Below are 22,781 nucleotides of genomic sequence, written 5' to 3' on the forward strand. Positions count from 1 at the left end.
CCGCCGTGAGCGGCCCGTATTCCAAAGGAGTGACACCATGCTGGTGATGCGCCCCGCGCAAATGGCTGATCTGAACGAAGTGCAGCGCATGGCTGCAGACAGCCCCATTGGTGTCACCTCGCTGCCGGACGACGCTGCTCGCCTGGGCGACAAGATCGCCGCTTCCGAGACTTCTTTCGCCGCCGAGGTCAGCTTCAACGGCGAGGAAAGCTACTTTTTTGTGCTCGAAGACAGCGAGACCGGCAAGCTGGCCGGCTGCTCGGCCATAGTTGCTTCGGCCGGCTACTCCGAGCCGTTCTACAGTTTTCGTAACGAAACCTTCGTGCACGCCTCGCGCGAGCTGAAGATCCACAACAAGATCCACGTGCTGTCGCTGTGTCATGACCTCACCGGCAACAGCCTGCTGACCAGCTTCTATGTATTGCCGGAGCTGGTGAACAGTGGCTGGGCCGAGCTCAATTCGCGCGGTCGCCTGCTGTTCATGGCCGCGCACCCGGAGCGTTTCGCCGATTCGGTAGTGACCGAAATCGTCGGCTACAGCGACGAGAATGGCGAATCGCCGTTCTGGGATGCCATCGGCCGCAATTTCTTCGACCTCAACTACTCCGACGCCGAGCGCCTGTGTGGCCTGAAGAGCCGCACCTTCCTCGCCGAACTGATGCCGCACTACCCGATCTACGTGCCGCTGCTGCCCGATGAGGCGCAGGAAGCCATGGGCCAGGTGCACCCGCGCGCGCAGATCACCTTCGACATCCTCATGCGCGAAGGCTTCGAAACCGAGCACTACATCGACATCTTCGACGGCGGCCCGACCCTGCATGCGCGCACCTCGGGTATTCGCTCGATTGCCCAGAGCCGGTCGGCGCCGGTGAAAATCGAGGACGCCCCGGGCAAGGGTGGGCGCCCGTACCTGGTGTGCAATGGCCAGTTGCAGGATTACCGCGCGGTGCTGCTGGACCTCGACTGGGTGCCCGGCAAACCGGTGTGTCTGAGCGTGGCTGCGGCCGATGCACTGGGTGTGGGCGAGGGTGGCAGCGTGCGCCTGGTCGCGGTCTGAGGTCTGGTAACAGACGTTTCGGGATTGATGCGTTAGAAGAGTTTTGCGCCGGCCGACGCCGCCGCACAAGGAGATAGCATGATCGTTCGTCCTGTACGCAGCAGCGATTTGCCTGCGTTGATCGAATTGGCACGCAGCACCGGCACCACCGGGCTGACCACGCTGCCGGCCAACGAAGAACGCCTGGGGCATCGCGTTGGCTGGGCGGAAAAGAGCTTCCGTGGCGAAGCCGAGCGTGGCGACACCGACTACCTGTTCGTGCTGGAAAACGACGAAGGCCTGGTGGTGGGTATCAGTGCCATCGCCGGTGCCGTCGGCCTGCGCGAGCCTTGGTACAACTATCGGGTCGGCCTCACCGTCAGCGCTTCGCAGGAGCTGAAGATCTATCGCGAAATCCCCACCCTGTTCCTCGCCAACGACCTGACCGGCAACTCCGAGTTGTGCTCGCTGTTCCTGCGCAGCGATCACCGCTCCGGGCTTAATGGCCGCCTGCTGTCGCGCGCGCGCATGCTGTTCATTGCCGAGTTCCCGGAGCTGTTCGGCAAGAAGATCATCGCCGAAATGCGCGGCATGTCCGACGAGCAGGGGCGTTCGCCTTTCTGGGAAAGCCTTGGCCGGCATTTCTTCAAGATGGAGTTCAGCCAGGCGGACTACCTGACCGGTGTAGGCAACAAGTCGTTCATCGCCGAACTGATGCCCAAGTTCCCGCTGTATACCTGCTTCCTGTCCGAGGCGGCGCGCGACGTGATCGGTCGTGTGCACGTCGACACCGAGCCGGCGCTGGCCATGCTCAAGCAGGAAGGCTTCAACTACCAGGGCTATGTCGACATTTTCGACGCAGGCCCTGCCATCGAGTGTGATACCGCCAAGATCCGCGCCGTGCGCGAGAGCCAGACCTTGGTGCTGGCGGTGGGCACGCCGGGCGATGACGCCACCCCTTACATCATCCACAACCGCAAACGCGACGATTGCCGCATCACTGCCGCTCCGGCGCGGCTGGCCGCCGGTACCCTGGTGGTCGACCCGTTGACCGCCAAGCGCCTGCGCATGGGCGCCGGCGACAATGTGCGTGCCGTGCCATTGTCGGCCAGCCGGGAGGCCCAATAAATGACCACGCATTACATCGCAGGCAACTGGCTGGCGGGGCAGGGTGAACCCCTGCAGTCGCTGAACCCGGTGAGCCAGGCTGTCGTCTGGCAAGGGCAGGGCGCGGACGCCAGCCAGGTGGACGCCGCCGTGCAGGCAGCGCGCCAGACCTTTCCGGCGTGGGCGCAGCTGAGCCTGGAAGCGCGCATCGATGTGCTGGAGAAGTTCGCCGAGCAGCTTAAAACGCATGCCGAAGCCTTGGCCCAGTGCATCGGTGAGGAAACCGGCAAGCCGCTGTGGGAATCGGCAACCGAAGTCACCAGCATGATCAACAAGGTGGCGATCTCGGTACAAAGCTACCGCGAGCGCACCGGGGAAAAGAGCGGCCCGCTGGCCGACGCCACGGCGGTGCTGCGGCACAAGCCCCACGGCGTGGTGGCGGTGTTCGGGCCCTACAACTTCCCCGGTCACCTGCCCAATGGCCATATCGTGCCGGCGCTGCTGGCGGGTAACTGCGTGGTGTTCAAGCCCAGCGAGCTGACGCCCAAGGTCGCCGAACTGACCGTCAACTGCTGGATCGCCGCCGGCCTGCCGGCGGGCGTGCTGAGCCTGGTGCAGGGCGGGCGTGAAACCGGTGTGGCGCTGGCCGCCAACCCGGGGATCGATGGCCTGTTCTTCACTGGCTCCAGCCGCACCGGCAACCTGCTGCACCAGCAGTTCGCCGGTCGCCCGGACAAGATTCTGGCCCTGGAAATGGGGGGCAACAACCCGCTCGTGGTAGACGAGGTCAAGGACCTGGATGCTGCGGTGTACACCATTATCCAGTCGGCGTTCATTTCTGCCGGCCAGCGTTGCACCTGCGCGCGTCGCCTGCTGGTGCCGCAAGGCGCCTGGGGCGACGCGCTGATCGCGCGCCTGGTCGAGGTGTGCAAGACCATCACGGTGGGTGCGTTCGATCAACAGCCAGCGCCGTTCATGGGTTCGGTCATTTCGCTGCAGGCGGCGCGGGCGCTGATTGCCGCCCAGGCCGAACTGGCCGCCAAAGGCGGCGTGAAGCTGCTGGAAATGACCCAGCCGCAGGCCGATGCCGCGCTGCTGACCCCGGGCATTGTCGATGTCACAGGCGTGGCCGAGCGCCCGGACGAAGAGTTCTTTGGCCCGCTGCTGCAGGTGATCCGTTATGCCGATTTCGATGCTGCCATCGATGAAGCCAACAACACCCAGTACGGTCTCGCCGCCGGGTTGCTCTCCGACTCGCGTGCCCGCTACCAGTACTTCTGGCTGCGCAGCCGCGCCGGCATCGTCAACTGGAACAAGCAACTGACCGGCGCTGCCAGCAGTGCGCCGTTCGGTGGCGTGGGTGCCAGTGGCAACCATCGCGCCAGTGCCTATTACGCGGCTGACTACTGCGCTTACCCCGTGGCTTCGCTGGAAACCGCCAGCCTTGCCTTGCCGGCGACCCTGACGCCGGGCGTCACCCTATAACAACAGGTCACGGAGCCTAGCCGATGAAATCCTATGAAGTGAATTTTGATGGCCTGGTGGGGCCTACCCACAACTATGGCGGCCTGTCTTACGGCAACGTGGCTTCGCAGAGCAACAGCCAGCAAGGTTCCAACCCGCGCGAAGCCGCGCGCCAGGGGCTGGCGAAAATGAAAGCGCTGGCCGACATGGGCTTCAAGCAAGGCGTGCTGGCACCGCAAGAGCGCCCGGATGTGGCCGCGCTGCGCCGCCTGGGCTTTAGCGGCAGCGATGCCGAGGTCATCCAGCGTGCTGCGAAAGAAGCCATGCCGTTGCTGGTGGCCAGCTGCTCGGCGTCGAGCATGTGGGTGGCCAATGCGGCCACGGTCAGCCCCAGTGCCGACACGGCCGATGGCCGCGTGCACTTCACCGCCGCCAACCTGAACTGCAAGTACCACCGCAGCATCGAGCACCCGACCACCAGCCGTGTGCTGGGCGCCATGTTCAACAACGAGAAACACTTTGCCCACCACGAAGCTTTGCCGGCCGTGGCACAGTTCGGTGACGAGGGCGCGGCCAACCACACGCGTTTCTGCCGTGCCTATGGCGACGCGGGTGTGGAGTTTTTCGTGTATGGCCGCAGTGCCTTCGACAGCCGTTACCCGGCGCCGCAGAAGTATCCGGCCCGGCAAACCCTGGAGGCCTCGCAGGCCGTGGCCCGGCTGCATGGGCTGAGCGATGGCGGTGTGGTCTACGCTCAACAGAACCCCGCTGTGATCGATCAGGGCGTGTTCCATAACGATGTAATTTCGGTGGGCAACGGCGAGGTGCTGTTCTATCACGAGGACGCTTTCCTCGAGACCGACGCGGTGCTTGGCCAGCTGCGAGCTAAACTGGCCAGCAAGGGTGGCAGCTTCCAGGCCATCTGTGTGCCACGGGCGGCGGTGGCGGTAGAGGATGCCGTGCGCTCGTACCTGTTCAACAGCCAGCTGCTCAGCCGCGATGACGGCTCCATGCTGCTGGTGGTGCCGGAGGAGTGCCGCAACAACGAGCGGGTCTGGGCCTACCTGGGCCAGCTGACCAGCCAGGGTGGCCCGGTCAGGGAGGTCAAGGTATTTGACCTCAAGCAAAGCATGCAGAACGGCGGTGGCCCGGCTTGCCTGCGTCTGCGCGTGGCGTTGCAGGAATCGGAACTGGCGGCGGTCAACCAAGGGGTTATCATGACCGCCCCGCTGTACGACACCCTGGTGCAGTGGGTCGACAAGCATTACCGCGATCGCCTGGGCGAAGCGGACCTGGCCGACCCGCAGCTGCTGGTGGAATGCCGTACGGCACTGGACGAATTGACCCAGATCCTGAAGTTGGGCTCGGTATATCCGTTCCAACGCCAACCTTGAAGAGAGACTTTGCAATGACCGACGCCCTGCGCCTGATCCTCGAAGATGAAGACGGCACCCAGCTGGAAACCTCCTGCACCCGCTTTGCCGTGGTTTGGCAAGGCAAGGAAGTGTGGATTCAGCAGGACGGCCGTGGCCAGCTGCTGATCGGTGTGGATGTCGATGAAGACGACACCGAATACGCCAACCTGCTGCTGCGCCCGATGGCCACCAACCTGGTCAGCCTGCAGCTGGAAATGGAGCCGGCCGAGGTTGGCGAAGACGACGATCACGTCCATGGCCCCGACTGCGGCCACCACCACTAAGGAAGCCCCTATGCTCGCCCTTGGCAAATTGCTTGAGCTGACCCTCACCGATCACGAACCGGCCGAGAAGACCCAAGTGACACCCAAGGGCGCGCGTTTGCGCTGGCTGGGGGAGGGCGCGCTCGAAGTGCGCCCGGCCGAAAGCGAGGATTGCGGGCTGGACTTGCTGTTGTCTGCCGGCATTCATGGCAACGAAACGGCGCCGATCGAATTGCTCGAACGGCTGCTGCACGGTGTGGCCAACGGCAAGATCAAACCCCGGGCACGGCTGTTGTTCCTGTTCGGCAACCCGGCGGCTATCCGCAAGGGCGAGCGCTTCATCGAGCAGGACATCAACCGGCTGTTCAACGGGCGCCATGAGCTTTCCAGTGGTTTCGAGGCCTTGCGTGCCGCCGAGCTGGAACAGTTCGCCCGGGTGTTTTTCAGCAAGCCGGGGCGTAGCCGCCTGCATTACGACCTGCATACCGCCATCCGTGGTTCAAAGATCGAGCAATTTGCCTTGTACCCCTATAAAGAGGGGCGCAAGCACTCCCGTCGTGAACTGGCGCGCCTGGCGGCGGCAGGCATGGAGGCGGTGTTGCTGCAGAGCAAATCCTCCATCACCTTCAGTGCCTTTACCTACGAGCAGCTGGAGGCCGAAGCTTTCACCCTGGAGCTGGGCAAGGCCCGCCCGTTTGGCCAGAACGAGCAGGTCAACCTCGACCGGCTGGAAGAACGCCTGATCCAGATCATCGAAGGCACCGAACCAGAGGGTGAAGGCTCGCTGGATGGCCTGCAACTGTTCAGTGTTTCTCGCGAGATCATCAAGCACAGCGACAGCTTCCACCTGCACCTGCCGGCGGACATCGAGAACTTCTCGGAGCTGAGCAAGGGTTACCTGCTGGCCGAAGACCTGGCCGAGACACGCTGGGTGGTGGAGGAGGAGGGCGCGCGCATCATCTTCCCCAACCCCAAGGTCAGGAACGGCTTGCGGGCGGGCATCCTGATCGTGCCGGATTCGGGGCAGCGGCTGGGCTGATTGCCTGTCTTCCTGCCCCGGCCCTATCGCCGGCAAGCCAGCTCCCACAGGGGCTGCATGACAGCCAGACCTGTGGTTATCCTGTGGGAGCTGGCTTGCCGGCGATAGGGCCCTGACAGGATGAATTGGATCCTTCCTTCCCCATGAAACTCTTTTAATTCACCGCCTGTTCCATTTTCCCTCCCCATCGGCGGTAATTGGCTTGCCAGTGGCGAAAGACAGGATTTAGCATCCGGTCATGTCATTTTCGTTTGCATAGCCCGAAAAACCGTCCAAACGATGGTTTCTATCGTATAAACACACTGCATCGAGATTGCAGGACCGATATAATGCGGCCCTTTGCCGTCGTTTCGTCGACGCGTTTGCCCAACAGGGCCGCCGTTTCCGTGGAAGAACCTATGAAAAGCGCAGAAATCCGTGAAGCCTTCCTTCGCTTCTTCGAAGAGCAGGGACACACCCGAGTCGCCTCCAGTTCGCTGATCCCGAACAACGACCCAACCCTGCTGTTCACCAATGCCGGCATGAACCAGTTCAAGGACTGCTTCCTCGGCGCGGAGAAGCGTGCCTACACCCGTGCTGTCAGCAGCCAGAAGTGCGTGCGCGCCGGTGGTAAGCATAACGACCTGGAAAACGTCGGTTACACCGCGCGTCACCATACGTTCTTCGAAATGCTGGGCAACTTCAGCTTCGGCGACTATTTCAAGCGCGACGCGATCACCTTCGCCTGGACCTTCCTGACGTCCGAACAATGGCTGAACCTGCCCAAGGAAAAGCTCTGGGTCACCGTCTACGCCACTGACGACGAAGCCTACGACATCTGGACCAAGGAAGTCGGCGTGCCGGCCGAGCGCATGGTACGCATCGGCGACAACAAAGGCGCCCCATACGCCTCCGACAACTTCTGGACCATGGGTGACACCGGCCCTTGCGGCCCGTGCACCGAGATCTTCTACGACCACGGCGCGGACATCTGGGGCGGCCCACCCGGCTCGCCAGAAGAAGACGGCGACCGCTACATCGAGATCTGGAACAACGTCTTCATGCAGTTCAACCGCACTGCCGACGGCGTGCTGCACCCGCTACCAGCGCCGTCGGTGGACACCGGCATGGGCCTGGAGCGCGTCAGCGCCGTGCTGCAGCACGTGCACTCGAACTACGAGATCGACCTGTTCCAGAACCTGCTGTCGGCTGCGGCCAAGGCCATCGGTTGCAGCAATGACGGCCAGGCGTCGCTGAAAGTGGTCGCCGACCATATTCGCTCGTGCGGCTTCCTGATCGCTGACGGTGTGCTGCCGTCTAACGAAGGCCGTGGCTATGTGCTGCGTCGCATCATTCGTCGTGCCTGCCGCCACGGCAACAAGCTGGGCGCCAAGGGCAGCTTCTTCTACCAGATCGTCGCCGCACTGGCCGCCGAAATGGGCGAAGCCTTCCCTGAGCTGAAGAGCCAGCAAGCGCACATCGAGCGCGTGCTGAAGGCTGAAGAAGAGCAGTTCGCCAAGACCCTGGAGCAAGGCCTGCGCATCCTCGAGCAGGACCTCGCGCAGCTGAAAGGCGACGTGGTACCGGGCGACGTGGTGTTCAAGCTGTATGACACCTACGGCTTCCCGATGGACCTGACTGCCGACATCGCCCGAGAGCGCGAGCTGACCATTGACGAAGCCGGTTTCGAGCGCGAGATGGACGCCCAGCGTGAGCGCGCGCGTTCCGCCAGCGCCTTCGGCATGGACTACAACAGTGTGGTCAAGGTCGACAGCGCTACCGAGTTCGTCGGCTACGACGCCACCGAAGGCCAGGGCAAGATCATCGCCCTGTACAAAGACGGTCAGGCCGTCGACCAACTGGGTGAAGGCGAGCAGGGCGTGGTGGTGCTCGACCGCACGCCGTTCTATGCCGAGTCTGGTGGCCAGGTGGGTGACACCGGCTTCCTGCAGGCCGGCGCTGCGCGCTTCGACGTGCGCGACACCACCAAGACTGGCGGTGCCTTCCTGCACCATGGCGTGGTCGCCAGCGGTGCGCTGGTAATCGGTTCGCCGGTCGAGGCCAAGGTCGATGCCGACGTGCAGCACGCTACCTCGCTGAATCACTCCGCCACCCACCTGCTGCACGAAGCGCTGCGCCAGGTGCTGGGCGAACACGTACAGCAGAAGGGCTCGCTGGTTGACAGCCAGCGCCTGCGTTTCGACTTCAGCCACTTCGAGGCGCTGAAGCCAGAGCAGATCAAGGCCCTGGAAGACATCGTCAACCGCGAAGTGCGCAAAAACACCCCGGTGACAACCGAACTGACCGACATCGAAACCGCCAAGGCCAAAGGTGCCATGGCGCTGTTCGGCGAGAAGTACGGCGACACCGTGCGTGTGCTGAGCATGGGTGGTGATTTCTCGGTGGAGCTGTGCGGCGGTATCCACGCCAAGCGCACCGGTGATATCAGCCTGTTCAAGATCATCAGCGAAGGCGGCGTGGCCTCTGGCGTACGCCGTATCGAAGCAGTTACCGGCGCCGCTGCGTTGGCCTACCTGAACGCTGCCGAAGAGCAGGTCAAGGAAGCCGCGCAACTGGTCAAAGGCAACCGCGACAACCTGATCGACAAGCTGTCGGCTGTGCTGGAGCGCAACCGTCAGTTGGAGAAGCAGCTGGAACAGCTGCAGGCCAAAGCCGCCAGCGCCGCCGGGGACGATCTCTCCAACGCGGCTGTTGAGGTCAAGGGTGCCAAGGTTCTCGCCGCCCGCCTGGATGGGCAGGACGGCAAGGCCTTGCTGGCCCTGGTCGATCAGTTGAAGAACAAGCTCGGCCACGCAGTGATCCTGCTGGGCAGCGAGCATGAGGGCAAGGTTGTGCTGGTGGCCGGCGTGACCAAAGACCTCTCCAGCCAACTCAAGGCTGGCGATCTGATGAAACAAGCCGCTGCGGCGGTGGGTGGCAAGGGCGGTGGCCGTCCGGACATGGCCCAGGGTGGTGGCGTCGACGTCGCTGCACTGGACCAGGCCCTGGCGCTGGCCGTGCCATTCGCAGAGCAGGGACTTTGAGATGAAGGGGCCGGCGGTCTAGTCGCCGGCCTCTTCATGTTGGATTGTTTTTTGGGGCCCTGTATGGGCTGAGGCACCATTGAAATGGCGTTGATCGTACAGAAATTTGGCGGCACCTCTGTCGGTTCCATCGAGCGGATCGAGCAGGTAGCCGAAAAGGTCAAGAAACACCGTGAAGCGGGCGACGACCTGGTGGTAGTGCTGTCGGCCATGAGCGGTGAAACCAATCGCCTGATCGACCTGGCCAAGCAGATCACCGATCAGCCGGTTCCGCGTGAACTGGACGTGATCGTGTCGACGGGTGAGCAGGTCACCATTGCCCTGCTGACCATGGCCTTGATCAAGCGTGGTGTGCCAGCGGTGTCCTACACCGGCAACCAGGTGCGCATCCTCACCGACAGCTCGCACAACAAGGCGCGCATCCTGCAGATCGACGACCAGAAGATTCGTGCCGACCTCAAGGAAGGCCGCGTGGTCGTGGTAGCAGGCTTCCAGGGCGTCGACGAGCACGGCAGCATCACCACCTTGGGCCGTGGCGGCTCCGACACCACTGGCGTGGCCCTGGCGGCGGCGCTGAAGGCTGACGAGTGCCAGATCTACACCGACGTCGATGGCGTCTACACCACCGACCCGCGCGTTGTGCCACAGGCCCGTCGCCTGGAGAAGATCACCTTCGAAGAGATGCTGGAAATGGCCAGCCTCGGTTCCAAGGTGCTGCAGATCCGTTCGGTGGAGTTCGCCGGCAAGTACAACGTTCCGCTGCGCGTGCTGCACAGCTTCAAGGAGGGTCCGGGTACCCTCATTACCATTGATGAAGAGGAATCCATGGAACAGCCGATCATTTCCGGTATCGCCTTCAACCGTGATGAAGCCAAGCTGACCATTCGCGGCGTGCCGGACACCCCGGGCGTGGCCTTCAAGATCCTCGGCCCGATCAGCGCCTCGAACATCGAAGTCGACATGATCGTGCAGAACGTTGCCCACGATAACACCACCGACTTCACCTTCACCGTACACCGCAACGAGTACGAGAGCGCGAAAAACGTGCTGGAAAACACTGCCCGCGAAATCGGTGCCCGTGAAGTCATCGGCGATACCAAGATCGCCAAGGTCTCGATCGTTGGCGTTGGCATGCGTTCGCACGCCGGTGTTGCCAGCCGCATGTTCGAAGCCCTGGCCAAGGAGAGCATCAACATCCAGATGATCTCCACCTCCGAGATCAAGGTTTCGGTCGTGATCGAAGAGAAGTACCTGGAGCTGGCCGTGCGCGCGCTGCACACCGCGTTCGAGCTCGACGCACCTGTCCGACAGGGCGAGTAAGGCGCTGTCAGGAAGGGCGCGGCTTGCCGCGCCCTTCGCGTTTCTGCTCGTCACGCAGGCCCTGTCCTGCCCTGTGCGGCGAGTAACCGGGGCCGGGTCGTCGTCCACGACCAGGCCCGATACCAAAGACTGTTACCCCTGAATGTTTTGCGTAAGGAGAAAGCTATGTTGATTCTGACTCGTCGGTGCGCCGAGAGCCTGATCATTGGAGACGGCGAGATCACCGTGACGGTGCTTGGCGTCAAAGGCAACCAGGTGCGTATTGGCGTCAGCGCCCCGAAAGAAGTGGCCGTTCACCGCGAGGAAATCTACCTGCGGATCAAGAAAGAGAAGGATGAAGAGCCAAGCCTTTAATTTTTTTGAAGTTTTTTTCAAAAAAAGGGTTGCAAAGGTGAAAGAGGTTCTTTAATATTCGCCTCGTGTTGCGGTGAGGTGGCCGAGTGGCCGAAGGCGCTCCCCTGCTAAGGGAGTATACCTCATAAGGGTATCGGGGGTTCGAATCCCCCCTTCACCGCCATTATTCGCTTAGGGCGCTGTAAACGGTAAGAACGCTAAGTAGTTGATTTTAAACGAAAAAGTTCTTGCAAAAATGTTTCAGCGACCTATAATGCGCGGCAAGACACGGACTCATAGCTCAGCTGGATAGAGTACTCGGCTACGAACCGAGCGGTCACAGGTTCGAATCCTGTTGAGTCCGCCACTTTTGAAGTGGCTTTGTTTGCAAGGCTGCTTCAAGAAACCAGTGGTAATCTGGTCTAAAACTACCAATTGCGGACTCATAGCTCAGCTGGATAGAGTACTCGGCTACGAACCGAGCGGTCGCAGGTTCGAATCCTGCTGAGTCCGCCACTTTTTGAAGTGGCTCTGCTTGCAAAGCGACTTCAGTCAACCAGTGGTAATCTGGTCTAAAACTACCACCACGGACTCATAGCTCAGCTGGATAGAGTACTCGGCTACGAACCGAGCGGTCGCAGGTTCGAATCCTGCTGAGTCCGCCATACCCCATCAAGAAGCCCGCTCAATTGAGCGGGCTTTTTGTTTTTCTGCGCTACTGAATTGTGGCGATGCCGATCTAAGCTCTTCTGTAATGATCATGGTGTAGCGTGTGGCTGCGAGGCAATCCCAAATTGTCAGGCGCAACGTACCTGAACCTCAATGTGCCTCCCCATCCACAACAACCGTCGCACTGATAGCTTCGAGCGTTGTCCCATCTTTATCACGCAAACGATTGTTCTGGCCAAAAATTTAAGCGATCTGACAGCTTGAGCAGTGTATGATTGCGCCCGTCAGCCCCGCCGGGGCTTGTGGAAAACCACCATGGACTTACCCAGTAGTTACTCGCTAACAGAATTCATACAGAAAGATCTGACCGATTGATTCTCCCGGCGTGCTCCGCTGCTGGGAGTGGAGTTCGCCTATGACTGAAGTAGAAGTAAAAAAAGCGCAAGAAAGCTTGCAGGATCGCCTGGCCCAGGTGGTCGAACTGCTGCAACGCCAGCGTGTGGTCGAAGACCTGACGCACCGCCAGGAAGGCGCGCACAACGACCTGGTCGAAAACCTGGTCCACCGCCAGAATCTCGTCGAGCTGCAGCGCAAGCTTGATGACCTGCACCCCGCCGACATCGCCTATATCCTCGAAGCCTTGCCCCTGGAAGACCGCCTGACGGTCTGGCAGCTGGTGCGCTCGGATCGCGATGGCGACATCCTGCTGGAAGTTTCCGATTCGGTTCGTCAATCGTTGATCGCCGACATGGACGATCACGAGCTGCTGGCCGCCGCCAAGGAAATGGACGCCGACGAGCTGGCCGACCTGGCCCCTGAGCTGCCGCGCGACGTTGTTCATGAGCTGATGGAAACCCTCGATGCCCAGCAACGCGAGCGTGTGCGCTCTGCGCTGAGCTACGACGAGGAGCAGGTCGGTGCGCTGATGGACTTCGAGATGGTCACCATCCGCGAAGACGTCAGCCTGGAAGTGGTACTGCGCTACCTGCGCCGCCTGAAAGAGCTGCCCAACCACACCGACAAACTGTTTGTGGTCGACTATGACGGCATCCTGAAAGGGGTATTGCCGATCAAGCGTTTGCTGGTCAACGACCCGGAGAAGAAGGTAGCGGAGGTCATGGCGACCGACCCGGTGTCCTTCCAGCCCGAGGAAGATGCCTATGATGCGGCGCAGGCTTTCGAGCGTTATGACCTGGTATCGGCACCTGTAGTAGACAAGGGCGGTCGCCTGATTGGCCGTTTGACCATTGACGAAATGGTCGACCTGATCCGTGAGGAGAGCGAGAGCGAAGTCCTCAACATGGCGGGTCTGCGTGAAGAGGAAGATATCTTTGCCTCGGTCTGGCGCTCGTTCCGCAACCGTTGGGCATGGCTGGCGATCAATCTGATTACCGCTTTTCTCGCTTCGCGCGTGATCGGGCTGTTCGAAGGGTCGATCGAAAAGCTGGTGGCGTTGGCTGCGTTGATGCCGATCGTTGCGGGTATTGGTGGCAACTCGGGTAACCAGACCATCACCATGATTGTCCGCGCCATGGCGCTGGACCAGGTGTCGCCGGGCAATACCAGCCGCCTGATGCGCAAGGAGTTGGCAGTGTCGCTGATCAATGGCCTGGTGTGGGGTGGAGTGATCGGTGCGGTGGCTTTCTGGCTGTATGGCAGCTGGTCACTGGGTGTGGTAATGACCGCCGCAATGACCCTGAACCTGTTACTGGCAGCGCTGATGGGCGTGCTCATCCCGATGACATTGGCCCGCCTGGGCCGCGACCCGGCGATGGGGGCGAGTGTGATGATCACTGCCGTGACCGACAGTGGCGGCTTCTTCATCTTCCTTGGCCTGGCTACGCTGTTCCTGTTGTAAACCGATCTTTCCCTGTGGGAGCGGGCATGCCCGCGAACACCGGCGCAGCCGGTGCCATCCACCGCGTCGCCTGATTCGCGGGCTTGCCCGCTCCCACAGTGGTCCTGCAAAGGTGTATGCCGTTGCGGTAGGCCAGCCACAAAAAAGCCAGCTTACGCTGGCTTTTTCATGTTCGCTGCAGGCCTCAGGAAGCGTCGGCCGCCATTTCCACATCGTGAGCGATGAGGGCCACCAAGGCGTTCTGCTGGCGGTGGGACAGTTGGCGGAAGCGTTGCAGCAACTCGCGCTCATGCAGGGACAGCTCAGGGCTGTCCAGGCGCATGCTCAGCTCGTCACCCAACGCACCTTCCTGGATAAGGCTCTGTTCCAGGCGCGCGATAATTTCAGAGTTCATGCTGCGGTGATGGTTGCGCGCTACCTCGGCAATGCGCTCACGCATCCCGTCTGGCAGGCGGACGACAAATTTGTCAGCGGTGCGGCTTGAATAAATAGCCTGTTTCATTGGGCGCATATAAATTGACCAGATTTTGGTTCAGGGGAAGCGGTTCTCAAATTGGCCGCACGGGGTGGAAATACGACCGTGGCGACGACAAAATGTTCAACCGTCAGTAAAAATGGATGCTCATCTTGCCTTAGGGTCGCCGTTTCCTTGGCGTCAATTCTGTGACAAATAGTGAGCCGGATAAAGGCTTTCTGCCAGTACCAATTATCAGAAATGAGCACTGGTTTGAAAAGTTTTACATGCTCCGGCTTGCCCAACCGTCAGACTTTTGCCGTCAAAAACTGGTAAAACGCAGCAAAAGATCAGGAAAACACCTAGAATGCGGCGGTTTCCCTTCATAGAGCATAGTGGCTATGCAACATGACGCAAGCGACCGTCGATCAGGGACGGGTCGGTTGATATTTCTGATAGGACCGTCGGGTTCCGGGAAAGATTCCCTGATCGACGCATCACGTGAGCGACTGGCGGCTGCCGGGGTAGAAATTGCCCGCCGCGTCATTACCCGTTCGGCCGAAGCCAAGGGCGAAGCCGCGCATGGGGTCACGCCCGAGCAGTTCGAGACCCTGCGTGCGCAGGGCGCGTTTGCCATGCACTGGCGCGCCAACGGCCTGGACTATGGCATTCCCCAGCAGGTGGACGAGTGGCTGGCGGTGGGCAGGGCAGTACTGGTGAATGGCTCGCGGGCCTACCTGGCCGAAGCGCGCCAGCGTTACCCGGACCTGTTGGCAGTGCGGGTCGAGGTCAAGCCCGAGGTGCTGCGCCAGCGCTTGGTGGCCCGTGGCCGCGAAACCGTCGAGGAAGTCGAACAGCGCCTGGCTCGCAGCGCCCGCTTGCAGGCACTGCCCGATCCTTCAGTGCACGTGCTGGACAACTCCACAACCCTGGAGGCTGCGGTCGCAGCCCTGTTCGGGCTACTGCGCGATGAAGGTGTGCTGCCGCAGGTGTAGCAGTGCCAGAAAAGGATTACGCGAAAAAGCCCGGTAGGTGCATGACAAATGCCAGCATGCTGGTTAACATGCTGGCCGTCCCGCTGTGCAGCGCTCGCTGCCGGTCGTAGCGTCTCAGTAGCTCAATTGGATAGAGCATCCCCCTCCTAAGGGGAAGGTTGCAGGTTCAATTCCTGCCTGGGACGCCATTTCTTGCCTCTCCCATTTTTGCCTCCGCCTCCTTTGCAGCGGCCGCCGTCCGCTGGCGCATCAGGAAGTACCCCGCCACAACCAGCAATACCGTCAGCACCGTGAACCAGAACTGGAAGCGCGACGCCGGGTCGAACGCCTGGGTGCCGATCACTGCCAGCAAGGCGAACAGCGCAACGATATTGGCGTACGGGAACAGCCAGGCGCGGAAGGCCTTGGGGTCGACCGCTTCGTGACGGGTTTTCCAACGCATGGCCACGTGGGCGATGATGATGAAGATCCATACGACCATCACCAGGCTGCCGGTACTCTTGGCCAGGGTCATGAACAGGTCGCCGGCGCTGATGAAGTGCACGGTCAGGATCATCGTGCAGATCGACAGGCTCAGCAGCAGTGCATTGATCGGCACGCCCTTGGCGCTGGTGCGCGAGAAAAGCTTGGGCGCGTGGCCGCGCTGGCTCAGCGAGAACAGCATGCGCGAGTTGGAGAACATGAACGAGTTCATCACCGACATGAACGAGACGAACAGCACCAGCTTCATGGCCACCGCAGCACCACCGAACCCGGCCAGGCTGAACAGCGAAACATAGGGCGAGGCGAGGTTGGCCTTGTCGGTCCATGGCAAGCACAGGATCAGGATCGACACCGAGCCTACGTAGAACAGCATCACCCGCAGGATCACGCTCTTGATCGCGCGGATCACGTTCTGCCGCGGGTTCTCCGATTCGCCTGCCGCTACGGCGGCGATTTCGCTGCCGCCCAGCGAGAAGATCACCACGATGACACCCGCCATCACGGGCGACAGGCCGTTGGGCATGAAACCGTCGTGGGCGGTGAGGTTGACCAGCCCAGGCGAAGGAATGTCGCTGTGCAGGCCAAGCAGGATCGAGATGCCCAGCAGCATGAAGATGAGGATGGTGGCGACCTTCATCGCCGCCAGCCAATACTCCACTTCGGCAAACGAACGCACCGAGTAGGCGTTGCTGGCCATCAGGGTCACCAGCATCAGGAAGGCGCCTGCCCAGATCGGCAGCCAGGGTAGAAAGTCATGCAGGATGGCGCCCAGCAGTACCGCTTCGAGGGTGATGGTCATCATCGACTTGAACCAGTACAGCCAGCCGACGGAAAACCCTGCCCAGTCGCCGAGCCAAGTATTGGCATAGGTCGAGAACGACCCCGCATCCGGGTTGCGGCAGGCCATTTCGCCCAGCATGAACATGACCAGGGTGACCACCAGGCCACCGATGAAATACGACAGGATGGCCGCAGGCCCTGCCGATGCGATCAGTGAGCCCGAGCCCATGAACAGCCCGGCACCGATCACCCCGCCCAGCGCGATCATGGTGATGTGCCGCTGCTTGAGGCTTTGCTTCAAACCGTTGGATTGCATTTCCTTGTCCTCTCTTATTGTTGGGGGGATCTGACATCGTCCCCCAACGCAGGCATCGTCATGCGCCTGCGTCCACGCGTGGCAAATAGCTACCAGCCTGCCACCATGGACAATAAGGCCAAGGACCTCAAACGAATTCTCTGCACAACATCCTGCCGATTTTTCCTGAGGCGTGTTGCCTCAGGCGCTCCTACAAGGGCCAAGCAGGGCATTGGTCAGGCGATGTTCTGCTCGGCCGACCAGCTGGCGTACCAGCTGCGGAACAGCGCGTACTGCTGCTCGGCGTAGTTGCGCTGGGCGTCAGTCAGCACGTCGGTTTCGTTGAAGTGCAGGCTGTACTCGCTGTCGCCGTTCAGCACCATCAGGTGCTTGTAGTACAGCACCAGGTCGCAGCCCTCATCGAACGACGACAGCACTGCCAGCGCCGCTTCCAGCTCGCGGGCCAGCCGGCGGGCCTTGGCATCGCCCTTGGCCGCTTGCTTGCTCAGGCTTACCAGGTGCAGCACCTCACGGGGCAGGGCGTTGCCGATGCCGGTGATGGCGCCGGTGGCGTTGCAGTTGACGAAGCCATGCACCACCTGGGTGTCCACGCCGACCATCAGGGTCACGTCGTCATCCTTGGAGGTGATGTGCTCGGCGGCGTAACGCAGGTCGGCACCGCCACCGAATTCCTTGAAGCCGATCAGGTTGGGGAATTCGCGGCGCAGCTCGAAGAACAGATCGGCGCGGGTGGCGAAGCCGTAATAGGGGCTGTTGTAGATCACCGCTGGCAGCTTGGGCGCGGCGGCGAGGATGGCCGAGAAGTGGTGCTTCTGGGCGATCAGCGAGGCACCGCGGCTGAGCACGCGAGGGATGACCATCAGGCCGGCGGCGCCGACCTTGGCCGCGTGGGCGGCATGCGCTACCGCTTCACGGGTGTTCACCGCGCCAGTGCCGACAATGGTCGGGATGCCGGCGGCTACCAGGCGCGCGACACCTTCCTGGCGCTCGGCCTCGGTCAGCAGTGGCCAGTCGCCCATCGAACCGCAGTACACCACGGCGCTCATGCCGGCCTCGATCAGCTGGTGGCCCTTGCGCACCAGGGCGTCAAAGTCCGGTTTGCGCTCGGCGGTGCACGGGGTCATCAGGGCGGGCATGGTTCCGTTGAAGATATTGCTCATGGTGGTTACCTATTTTTGTGTGATTTTTATGGGTTGCTTAACGGCCGGCGTTGCGGGCCACGGATTCTTCGTCAACGGCGCGCAGCGACTTGCCGCGGGTTTCCTTGGCTGCCGCCACGGCAACAATCGAGATCGCTGCCGCGCCCACCAGGTACCAGGCAATAGGCGTGGAGCTGTTGTATTCCTTCAGCAAGGTGACGGCGATCAGCGGCGCCAGCGAGCCAGCCAGGATTGGCGCCACCTGGTAGCACAACGACAGGGCGGTGTAGCGCACGTGGGTGGGGAACAGTTCGGCCATCAAGGCCGAGTACGGCGCATAGGTCATGGACTCGATGGCCAGGCCCAGGGTGATGGCCGCCATGATCAGCCAGTCATTGCCGGTGTCCATCATCGGGAAACCGACAAAGCCCCAGAACGCGGTGAGCACGGCGCCGATCAGGTACACCGGCTTGCGGCCGATGATGTCTGAGAGGTAGCCCATGGCCGGGATCATGAAGAAGTGCAGCAGGTGGGCGCCGAACATCAGCAGCAGGATTTGCGAAGTGTCCTTGTGCACCACCAGCTTCAGGTAGGTGATAGAGAACGTGACCACGGTGTAGTAGAGGATGTTTTCCGCAAAGCGCGCGCCAATGCCGATCAGCACTTCGCGCCAGTATTTGGTGACCACTTCCACCACGCCCAGTTGCTGGCTTTCCAGCTTCTGCTGCTTGGCCTGGGCTTCCTTGAAGATGGGCGCATCATCGACTCGGGTGCGGATCCAGTAACCGATCAGCACCACCACTGCCGAGAACCAGAAGGCCACCCGCCAGCCCCAGTCCAGGAACTGCGCCTCGCTAAGGTTGGACGACAACAACAGCAGGATGATGGTGGCGATCAGGTTGCCGGCCGGCACGCCCGCTTGCGGCCAGCTGGCCCAGAAGCCGCGGCGGTTGTCCGGGCTGTGCTCGGACACCAGGAGCACCGCGCCGCCCCATTCGCCGCCGAAGGCGAAGCCCTGGATCAGCCGCAACACCACCAGGAGGATGGGCGCGGCATAGCCGATGCGCTCGAAGGTGGGCAGGCAGCCCATCAGGAAGGTGGTTATCCCGACCACGATCAGGCTGATCTGCAGCAAATGCTTGCGGCCGACCTTGTCGCCGTAATGGCCAAACACCAGGCCACCGATGGGGCGGGCGAGAAAGCCCACTGCGTAGAGGGCAAAGGCGGCAATGATGCCGTCCATGGCGCTGCCGGTCTGGCGGAAGAACAGCTGGCCGAAGACCAGCGCCGAGGCGGTGCCGTAGAGGAAGAATTCGTACCACTCGGCGACTGCGCCGGCCATGGCCGCAGCTACCACACGCTTGATGCCCGCAGGGGCCTTGTCTGCTGTGTTTGCGACATTCGCTGATGCCGCCGAAGAGGGTGTGGCCATGGTTTTGCACTCCGATACGTAATTATTGGAAGAAGGAGTAGGCAGGGTGGCGCCGGGGAAACCGGAGCCACCGATTCCTTATATGGTATTTCGTATACGATATCTAGATAAGCAAAAACGAAGCCAGAAGGGAGATTTCAGATGGAGCGGTCTGTAGGAGCAGCCTTGTGCTGCGCAGAGGCCGGCAAGGCCTATGGAAAAGTGTCGGCTGCACAGGCCCCTTCGCAGCACAAGGCTGCTCCTACAAGGGGCGGTGACAGCCTGTCGGGTCAGTTATGGGGCAGGTGCTCGTACAGGCTCTGGCACACGCCATTGATGTGTTCTTCTATCAGCCGCGCCGCCCGTTCTACATCCCGCGCCCGGCAGGCGGCGACGATATCCCGGTGCTCGTGATCGGCGCGCAGCTTGCCCGCTGACAGGCTCATTTGCATGCGCAGGTAGCGTTCCACCTTGTCATGGATCGAGCGGATAAGGCCGACCAGGTAAGGCCGCCGCGCCGGTTCGTACAGGCAGGCGTGCAGCGCCCAGTTGAGGTCGGCCCAGCGGCCCACATCGTCCTCGCCGATGAACTCCGCGCAGATGGCTTCGGCCTGGGCAAAATGTGCTTCGGTCATGTTCGGAATCGCCAGGCGAATCGCTTGCACTTCCAGCAACACACGTACCTCGAACATCTGCGCCAGTTCAGGTTCCGAGATGCGGGTAACCAGCGCGCCACGGTTGCGCTGAAAATCCACCAGGCCTTCGGCTTCCAGGCGCTTCAGGGCTTCGCGCACCGGGATCTTGCTGACGTTGAACGCCTGCGCCACTTCGTCCTGACGCACCGGTTCGCCTTCGGCCAGCTGCCCCGAGATAATTGCCTCGCGCAGGTGTTTGGCGATGATTTCCGACATCGAGGGCGTTGCACCCAGGTCGGTAGCTTTGAAAGACGGCAACGGCACGGGAAATTCCAGAATCAGGCGGTGCGGATATCTTATACGAAACGCTTCGGCAGCCATACCGCCTGCAGCGGCGGGCGAAAATAGCGCGTTGCAACTATTCCCGGTGGCAGCACGGTGGGCATATGCTTGCCGGTTCAAGCATCATCTTGCCGCCTGCGGCAATTACACCACTGTCGGCAGCCCCTTGACCGGAGCGCAGTTGCTGGGCATCAGGGAGAGCGTCCATGAATCAGGAAACCAGGCCGGCACCCGCCGGCTTCAGTGAACAGCAATTGCACACCTTGTTCGAGTTGATCAGCGATGGCATCTGGGACTGGAATGCCAATACCGGCTACGTCTATCGAAACCCGGGCTGGTACGCCATGCTCGGTTACGCCAGCCATTCAATGGCCAATTCGGTGCTCACCTGGGAAAGCGTGATCCATCCAGAGGACTACCCGCGGGTAATGGCGCATTTCGAGGCGTATATCAATCAGCGCAATGAGCGCTACCTCATCGAATACCGCTGTCGTTGCCAGGATGGCAGCTATCTGTGGATCGAAGACAGCGGCTACATCATTGCGCATAACCAGGACGGTTCGGTGGCGCGCATGCTCGGTGCGCACCGTAACATCGACGCCGGCAAACGCCGGGTGGCCCAGCTGGAACAGAAGAATCAGTCGCTGGAGTGCCTAGTGGCCGAGCGCACCCGCGAGCTGTCCTGGGTGAACCAGCAGTTGCAGCGGCAACTGGACGAAAACCGCGAGTTGGCCGAGCGCGATGCATTGACCCGCATTGCCAACCGCTATCGGTTGGAAAAGACCTTGCAGCTGGAGTGCGAGCGGGCCCAGCGCTTCCGCCAGCCGTTGTCGCTGATCGCCATGGACATGGATGACTTCAAGCCGATCAACGACCGCTACGGCCATGCCCGTGGCGACGCGGCGCTGGTGCGGGTGGCCGAAAACCTGCGCACCTGCCAGCGTGAACTGGACCTGTTGGCCCGCTGGGGCGGGGATGAGTTTGTGCTTGTACTGCCGCAGACCACGCTGGGTGAGGCACTTGAAGTGGCGCTGCGCTTGCGCCAGGTGCTGGAGCAACTGGAGCCGGTGGGCGAGTGCCGGCTGACCATGAGCTATGGCGTGGTGCAATGGCAGGAAGGAGAGGATCAGCCTGCGTTGCTGGCGCGCGCCGACAAGGCGCTGTACCGGGCCAAGGCGGCCGGCAAGAATGCCATAGCCCCATAGCCTGACGCGGTCCTATAAGGGACCGCGCAGGTGATAGGGATCAGCGCCTGAATGAAAAAAGACCCGCAGCGCCTCTCGGCGCAGCGGGCCAAATCGGCCTAGGCCGCTTCAGTGTCAGATATGCAGGGCGTGGCCCAAGGCACGCAACGCCGCTTCCTGTACCGCCTCACCCAGCGTCGGGTGGGCATGGATGGTACCGGCTACATCCTCCAGGCACGCGCCCATCTCCAGCGACTGGGCAAACGCCGTAGACAGTTCGGAAACCGCCACGCCAACCGCTTGCCAGCCCAGGATCAGGTGATTGTCCCGGCGCGCTACCACGCGCACGAAACCGCTTTTCGATTCCAGGCTCATGGCACGGCCGTTGGCGGCAAACGGGAAGTGCGCGACGATGCAGTCCAGCCCTTGCTGGCTGGCCTGCTCCGGGGTTTTGCCGACCACCACCACTTCCGGGTCGGTGAAGCACACCGCAGCAATCGCGGCAGGCTCGAAGCGGCGTGCCTTGCCGGCGATGATCTCGGCCACCATCTCGCCCTGGGCCATGGCCCGGTGCGCCAGCATCGGTTCGCCGGCCACGTCGCCGATGGCCCAGACGTTGTGCATGCTGGTCTGGCAGCGCGCGTCGATGGCAATGGCGGCGCCGTTCATTTTCAGGTCCAGGCACTCCAGGTTGAAACCTTGGGTGCGCGGCCGGCGGCCCACGGCCACCAGCACCTGGTCGGCTTCCAGGCGCAGTTGCCCGCCCTTGCCGTCGTTGGCCAGCAGGCAACCGTTCTCGTAACCCTCGACGCTGTGGCCCAGGTGCAGGGCGATGCCCAGCTTTTTCAACGACTCGGCCACCGGGGCAGTCAATTCGCTGTCGTAGGTCGGCAGGATGCGCTCACGCGCTTCCACCACGCTGACCTGCGCGCCCAGTTTGCGGTAGGCAATGCCCAGTTCCAGGCCGATATAGCCACCGCCCACCACCACCAGGTGTTGCGGCAGGGCTTTCGGTGCCAGCGCTTCGGTCGAGGAAATCACCGGCCCACCCAGCGGCAGCATCGGCAGTTCGACACTGCTGGAACCGGTGGCCAGCAACAGGTGTTCGCACTGGATGCGCTGGCCATCAACCTCGACCTGCTTGCCATCGAGCACCTTCGCCCAGCCGTGAATCACCTTGACCCCGTGCTTTTTCAGCAGGGCGGCCACACCAGTGGTCAGGCGGTCGACGATGCCGTCCTTCCAGGCCACGCTCTGGCCGATATCCAGGCGCGGCGAGGCAACGCTGATGCCCAGTTCCGACGGCCCGGCAAAGCGTGAAGTCTGATGGAACTGCTCGGCCACATGGATCAGCGCCTTGGACGGAATGCAGCCGATGTTCAGGCAGGTACCGCCCAGTGCCTGGCCTTCCACCAGCACGGTAGGAATGCCCAGTTGCCCGGCGCGGATGGCGGCCACGTAGCCACCAGGGCCGCCGCCGATGATCAACAGGGTAGTCTGGATAGTCTGTTGCAT

18 protein-coding genes and 5 tRNA genes are annotated in these 22,781 nt (G+C 61.8%); 17 read left to right on the forward strand and 6 right to left on the reverse strand.

Going from position 1 to position 22,781, the window contains the following annotated elements:
- Window positions 1-37 precede the first annotated feature (37 nt).
- From aruF to mgtE, 14 genes are all read left to right on the forward strand, one after another.
- Window positions 38-1,057 (forward strand): arginine/ornithine succinyltransferase subunit alpha, encoded by a 1,020-nt coding sequence (gene aruF / locus N805_RS00235; protein ID WP_019473144.1) that lies wholly within the window; start codon window positions 38-40, stop codon window positions 1,055-1,057.
- 78 nt (window positions 1,058-1,135) lie between these two features.
- Window positions 1,136-2,164, forward strand: a complete 1,029-nt coding sequence (astA, locus tag N805_RS00240; RefSeq protein WP_016498492.1) for an arginine N-succinyltransferase — start codon at window positions 1,136-1,138, stop codon at window positions 2,162-2,164.
- The gene (gene astD, locus N805_RS00245) at window positions 2,165-3,628 is read left to right on the forward strand and encodes a succinylglutamate-semialdehyde dehydrogenase (RefSeq protein WP_019473145.1); all 1,464 of its coding nucleotides are present in this window, start codon (window positions 2,165-2,167) and stop codon (window positions 3,626-3,628) included. It begins immediately after the preceding gene.
- A gap of 23 nt (window positions 3,629-3,651) precedes the next feature.
- The gene (gene astB, locus N805_RS00250; RefSeq protein WP_019473146.1) at window positions 3,652-5,001 is read left to right on the forward strand and encodes an N-succinylarginine dihydrolase; all 1,350 of its coding nucleotides are present in this window, start codon (window positions 3,652-3,654) and stop codon (window positions 4,999-5,001) included.
- Window positions 5,002-5,015: 14 nt separating this feature from the next.
- Window positions 5,016-5,306 carry a hypothetical protein gene (locus N805_RS00255; RefSeq protein ID WP_016488488.1) on the forward strand — a complete coding sequence of 97 codons (291 nt, stop codon included), beginning with the start codon at window positions 5,016-5,018 and terminating at the stop codon, window positions 5,304-5,306.
- 10 nt (window positions 5,307-5,316) lie between these two features.
- Window positions 5,317-6,324 (forward strand): succinylglutamate desuccinylase, encoded by a 1,008-nt coding sequence (gene astE, locus N805_RS00260; RefSeq protein WP_019473147.1) that lies wholly within the window; start codon window positions 5,317-5,319, stop codon window positions 6,322-6,324.
- Window positions 6,325-6,722: 398 nt separating this feature from the next.
- Entirely contained in the window at window positions 6,723-9,347 is a 2,625-nt protein-coding gene (alaS, locus tag N805_RS00265) for an alanine--tRNA ligase (protein WP_026034641.1), read from the forward strand.
- An 84-nt stretch (window positions 9,348-9,431) separates the two neighbouring features.
- Window positions 9,432-10,667: an aspartate kinase gene (locus tag N805_RS00270; RefSeq protein ID WP_016498499.1), complete on the forward strand. Its 1,236-nt coding sequence runs from the start codon at window positions 9,432-9,434 to the stop codon at window positions 10,665-10,667.
- A gap of 165 nt (window positions 10,668-10,832) precedes the next feature.
- Entirely contained in the window at window positions 10,833-11,021 is a 189-nt protein-coding gene (gene csrA / locus N805_RS00275; protein ID WP_003254503.1) for a carbon storage regulator CsrA, read from the forward strand.
- Window positions 11,022-11,093: 72 nt separating this feature from the next.
- Window positions 11,094-11,184 (forward strand) — tRNA-Ser (locus tag N805_RS00280).
- Between the two features lie 106 nt (window positions 11,185-11,290).
- Window positions 11,291-11,367: transfer RNA gene (locus tag N805_RS00285), tRNA-Arg, on the forward strand.
- Between the two features lie 72 nt (window positions 11,368-11,439).
- Window positions 11,440-11,516 (forward strand) — tRNA-Arg (locus N805_RS00290).
- Window positions 11,517-11,588: 72 nt separating this feature from the next.
- Window positions 11,589-11,665: transfer RNA gene (locus N805_RS00295), tRNA-Arg, on the forward strand.
- 419 nt (window positions 11,666-12,084) lie between these two features.
- Window positions 12,085-13,527, forward strand: a complete 1,443-nt coding sequence (gene mgtE, locus N805_RS00300; protein ID WP_019473793.1) for a magnesium transporter — start codon at window positions 12,085-12,087, stop codon at window positions 13,525-13,527.
- A 184-nt stretch (window positions 13,528-13,711) separates the two neighbouring features.
- Here the strand turns inward: mgtE and N805_RS00305 are convergent, their stop codons facing one another.
- Window positions 13,712-14,038: an Arc family DNA-binding protein gene (locus N805_RS00305; protein ID WP_003254499.1), complete on the reverse strand. Its 327-nt coding sequence runs from the start codon at window positions 14,036-14,038 to the stop codon at window positions 13,712-13,714.
- A 344-nt stretch (window positions 14,039-14,382) separates the two neighbouring features.
- Between N805_RS00305 and phnN the strand changes: the two genes are divergently transcribed.
- On the forward strand, window positions 14,383-14,976 hold the full coding sequence (phnN, locus tag N805_RS00310) for a phosphonate metabolism protein/1,5-bisphosphokinase (PRPP-forming) PhnN (protein ID WP_019473974.1): 594 nt from the start codon (window positions 14,383-14,385) through the stop codon (window positions 14,974-14,976).
- Between the two features lie 111 nt (window positions 14,977-15,087).
- Window positions 15,088-15,164 (forward strand) — tRNA-Arg (locus N805_RS00315).
- Here N805_RS00315 and N805_RS29465 read toward each other — a convergent pair.
- The 4 genes from N805_RS29465 to N805_RS00355 form a co-directional block, all read right to left on the reverse strand.
- Window positions 15,143-16,555 (reverse strand): amino acid permease, encoded by a 1,413-nt coding sequence (locus tag N805_RS29465; protein ID WP_028613398.1) that lies wholly within the window; start codon window positions 16,553-16,555, stop codon window positions 15,143-15,145. The two genes, N805_RS00315 and N805_RS29465, sit on opposite strands and share 22 nt — an antisense overlap.
- 215 nt (window positions 16,556-16,770) lie before the next feature.
- Window positions 16,771-17,715 carry a dihydrodipicolinate synthase family protein gene (locus N805_RS00345; RefSeq protein ID WP_028613397.1) on the reverse strand — a complete coding sequence of 315 codons (945 nt, stop codon included), beginning with the start codon at window positions 17,713-17,715 and terminating at the stop codon, window positions 16,771-16,773.
- 37 nt (window positions 17,716-17,752) lie between these two features.
- A complete protein-coding gene (gene abaF, locus N805_RS00350; RefSeq protein ID WP_026034445.1) occupies window positions 17,753-19,126 on the reverse strand; it encodes a fosfomycin efflux MFS transporter AbaF in 1,374 nt (457 codons plus the stop codon).
- Window positions 19,127-19,395: 269 nt separating this feature from the next.
- Window positions 19,396-20,016: a GntR family transcriptional regulator gene (locus N805_RS00355; protein ID WP_085988649.1), complete on the reverse strand. Its 621-nt coding sequence runs from the start codon at window positions 20,014-20,016 to the stop codon at window positions 19,396-19,398.
- A 272-nt stretch (window positions 20,017-20,288) separates the two neighbouring features.
- Between N805_RS00355 and N805_RS00360 the strand changes: the two genes are divergently transcribed.
- Window positions 20,289-21,287: a diguanylate cyclase gene (locus N805_RS00360; RefSeq protein ID WP_019471380.1), complete on the forward strand. Its 999-nt coding sequence runs from the start codon at window positions 20,289-20,291 to the stop codon at window positions 21,285-21,287.
- Window positions 21,288-21,401: 114 nt separating this feature from the next.
- Here the strand turns inward: N805_RS00360 and lpdA are convergent, their stop codons facing one another.
- Entirely contained in the window at window positions 21,402-22,781 is a 1,380-nt protein-coding gene (gene lpdA / locus N805_RS00365) for a dihydrolipoyl dehydrogenase (protein ID WP_019471381.1), read from the reverse strand.

The sequence above is a fragment of the Pseudomonas putida S13.1.2 genome, assembly GCF_000498395.2.
GTDB lineage: Bacteria > Pseudomonadota > Gammaproteobacteria > Pseudomonadales > Pseudomonadaceae > Aquipseudomonas > Aquipseudomonas putida_Q.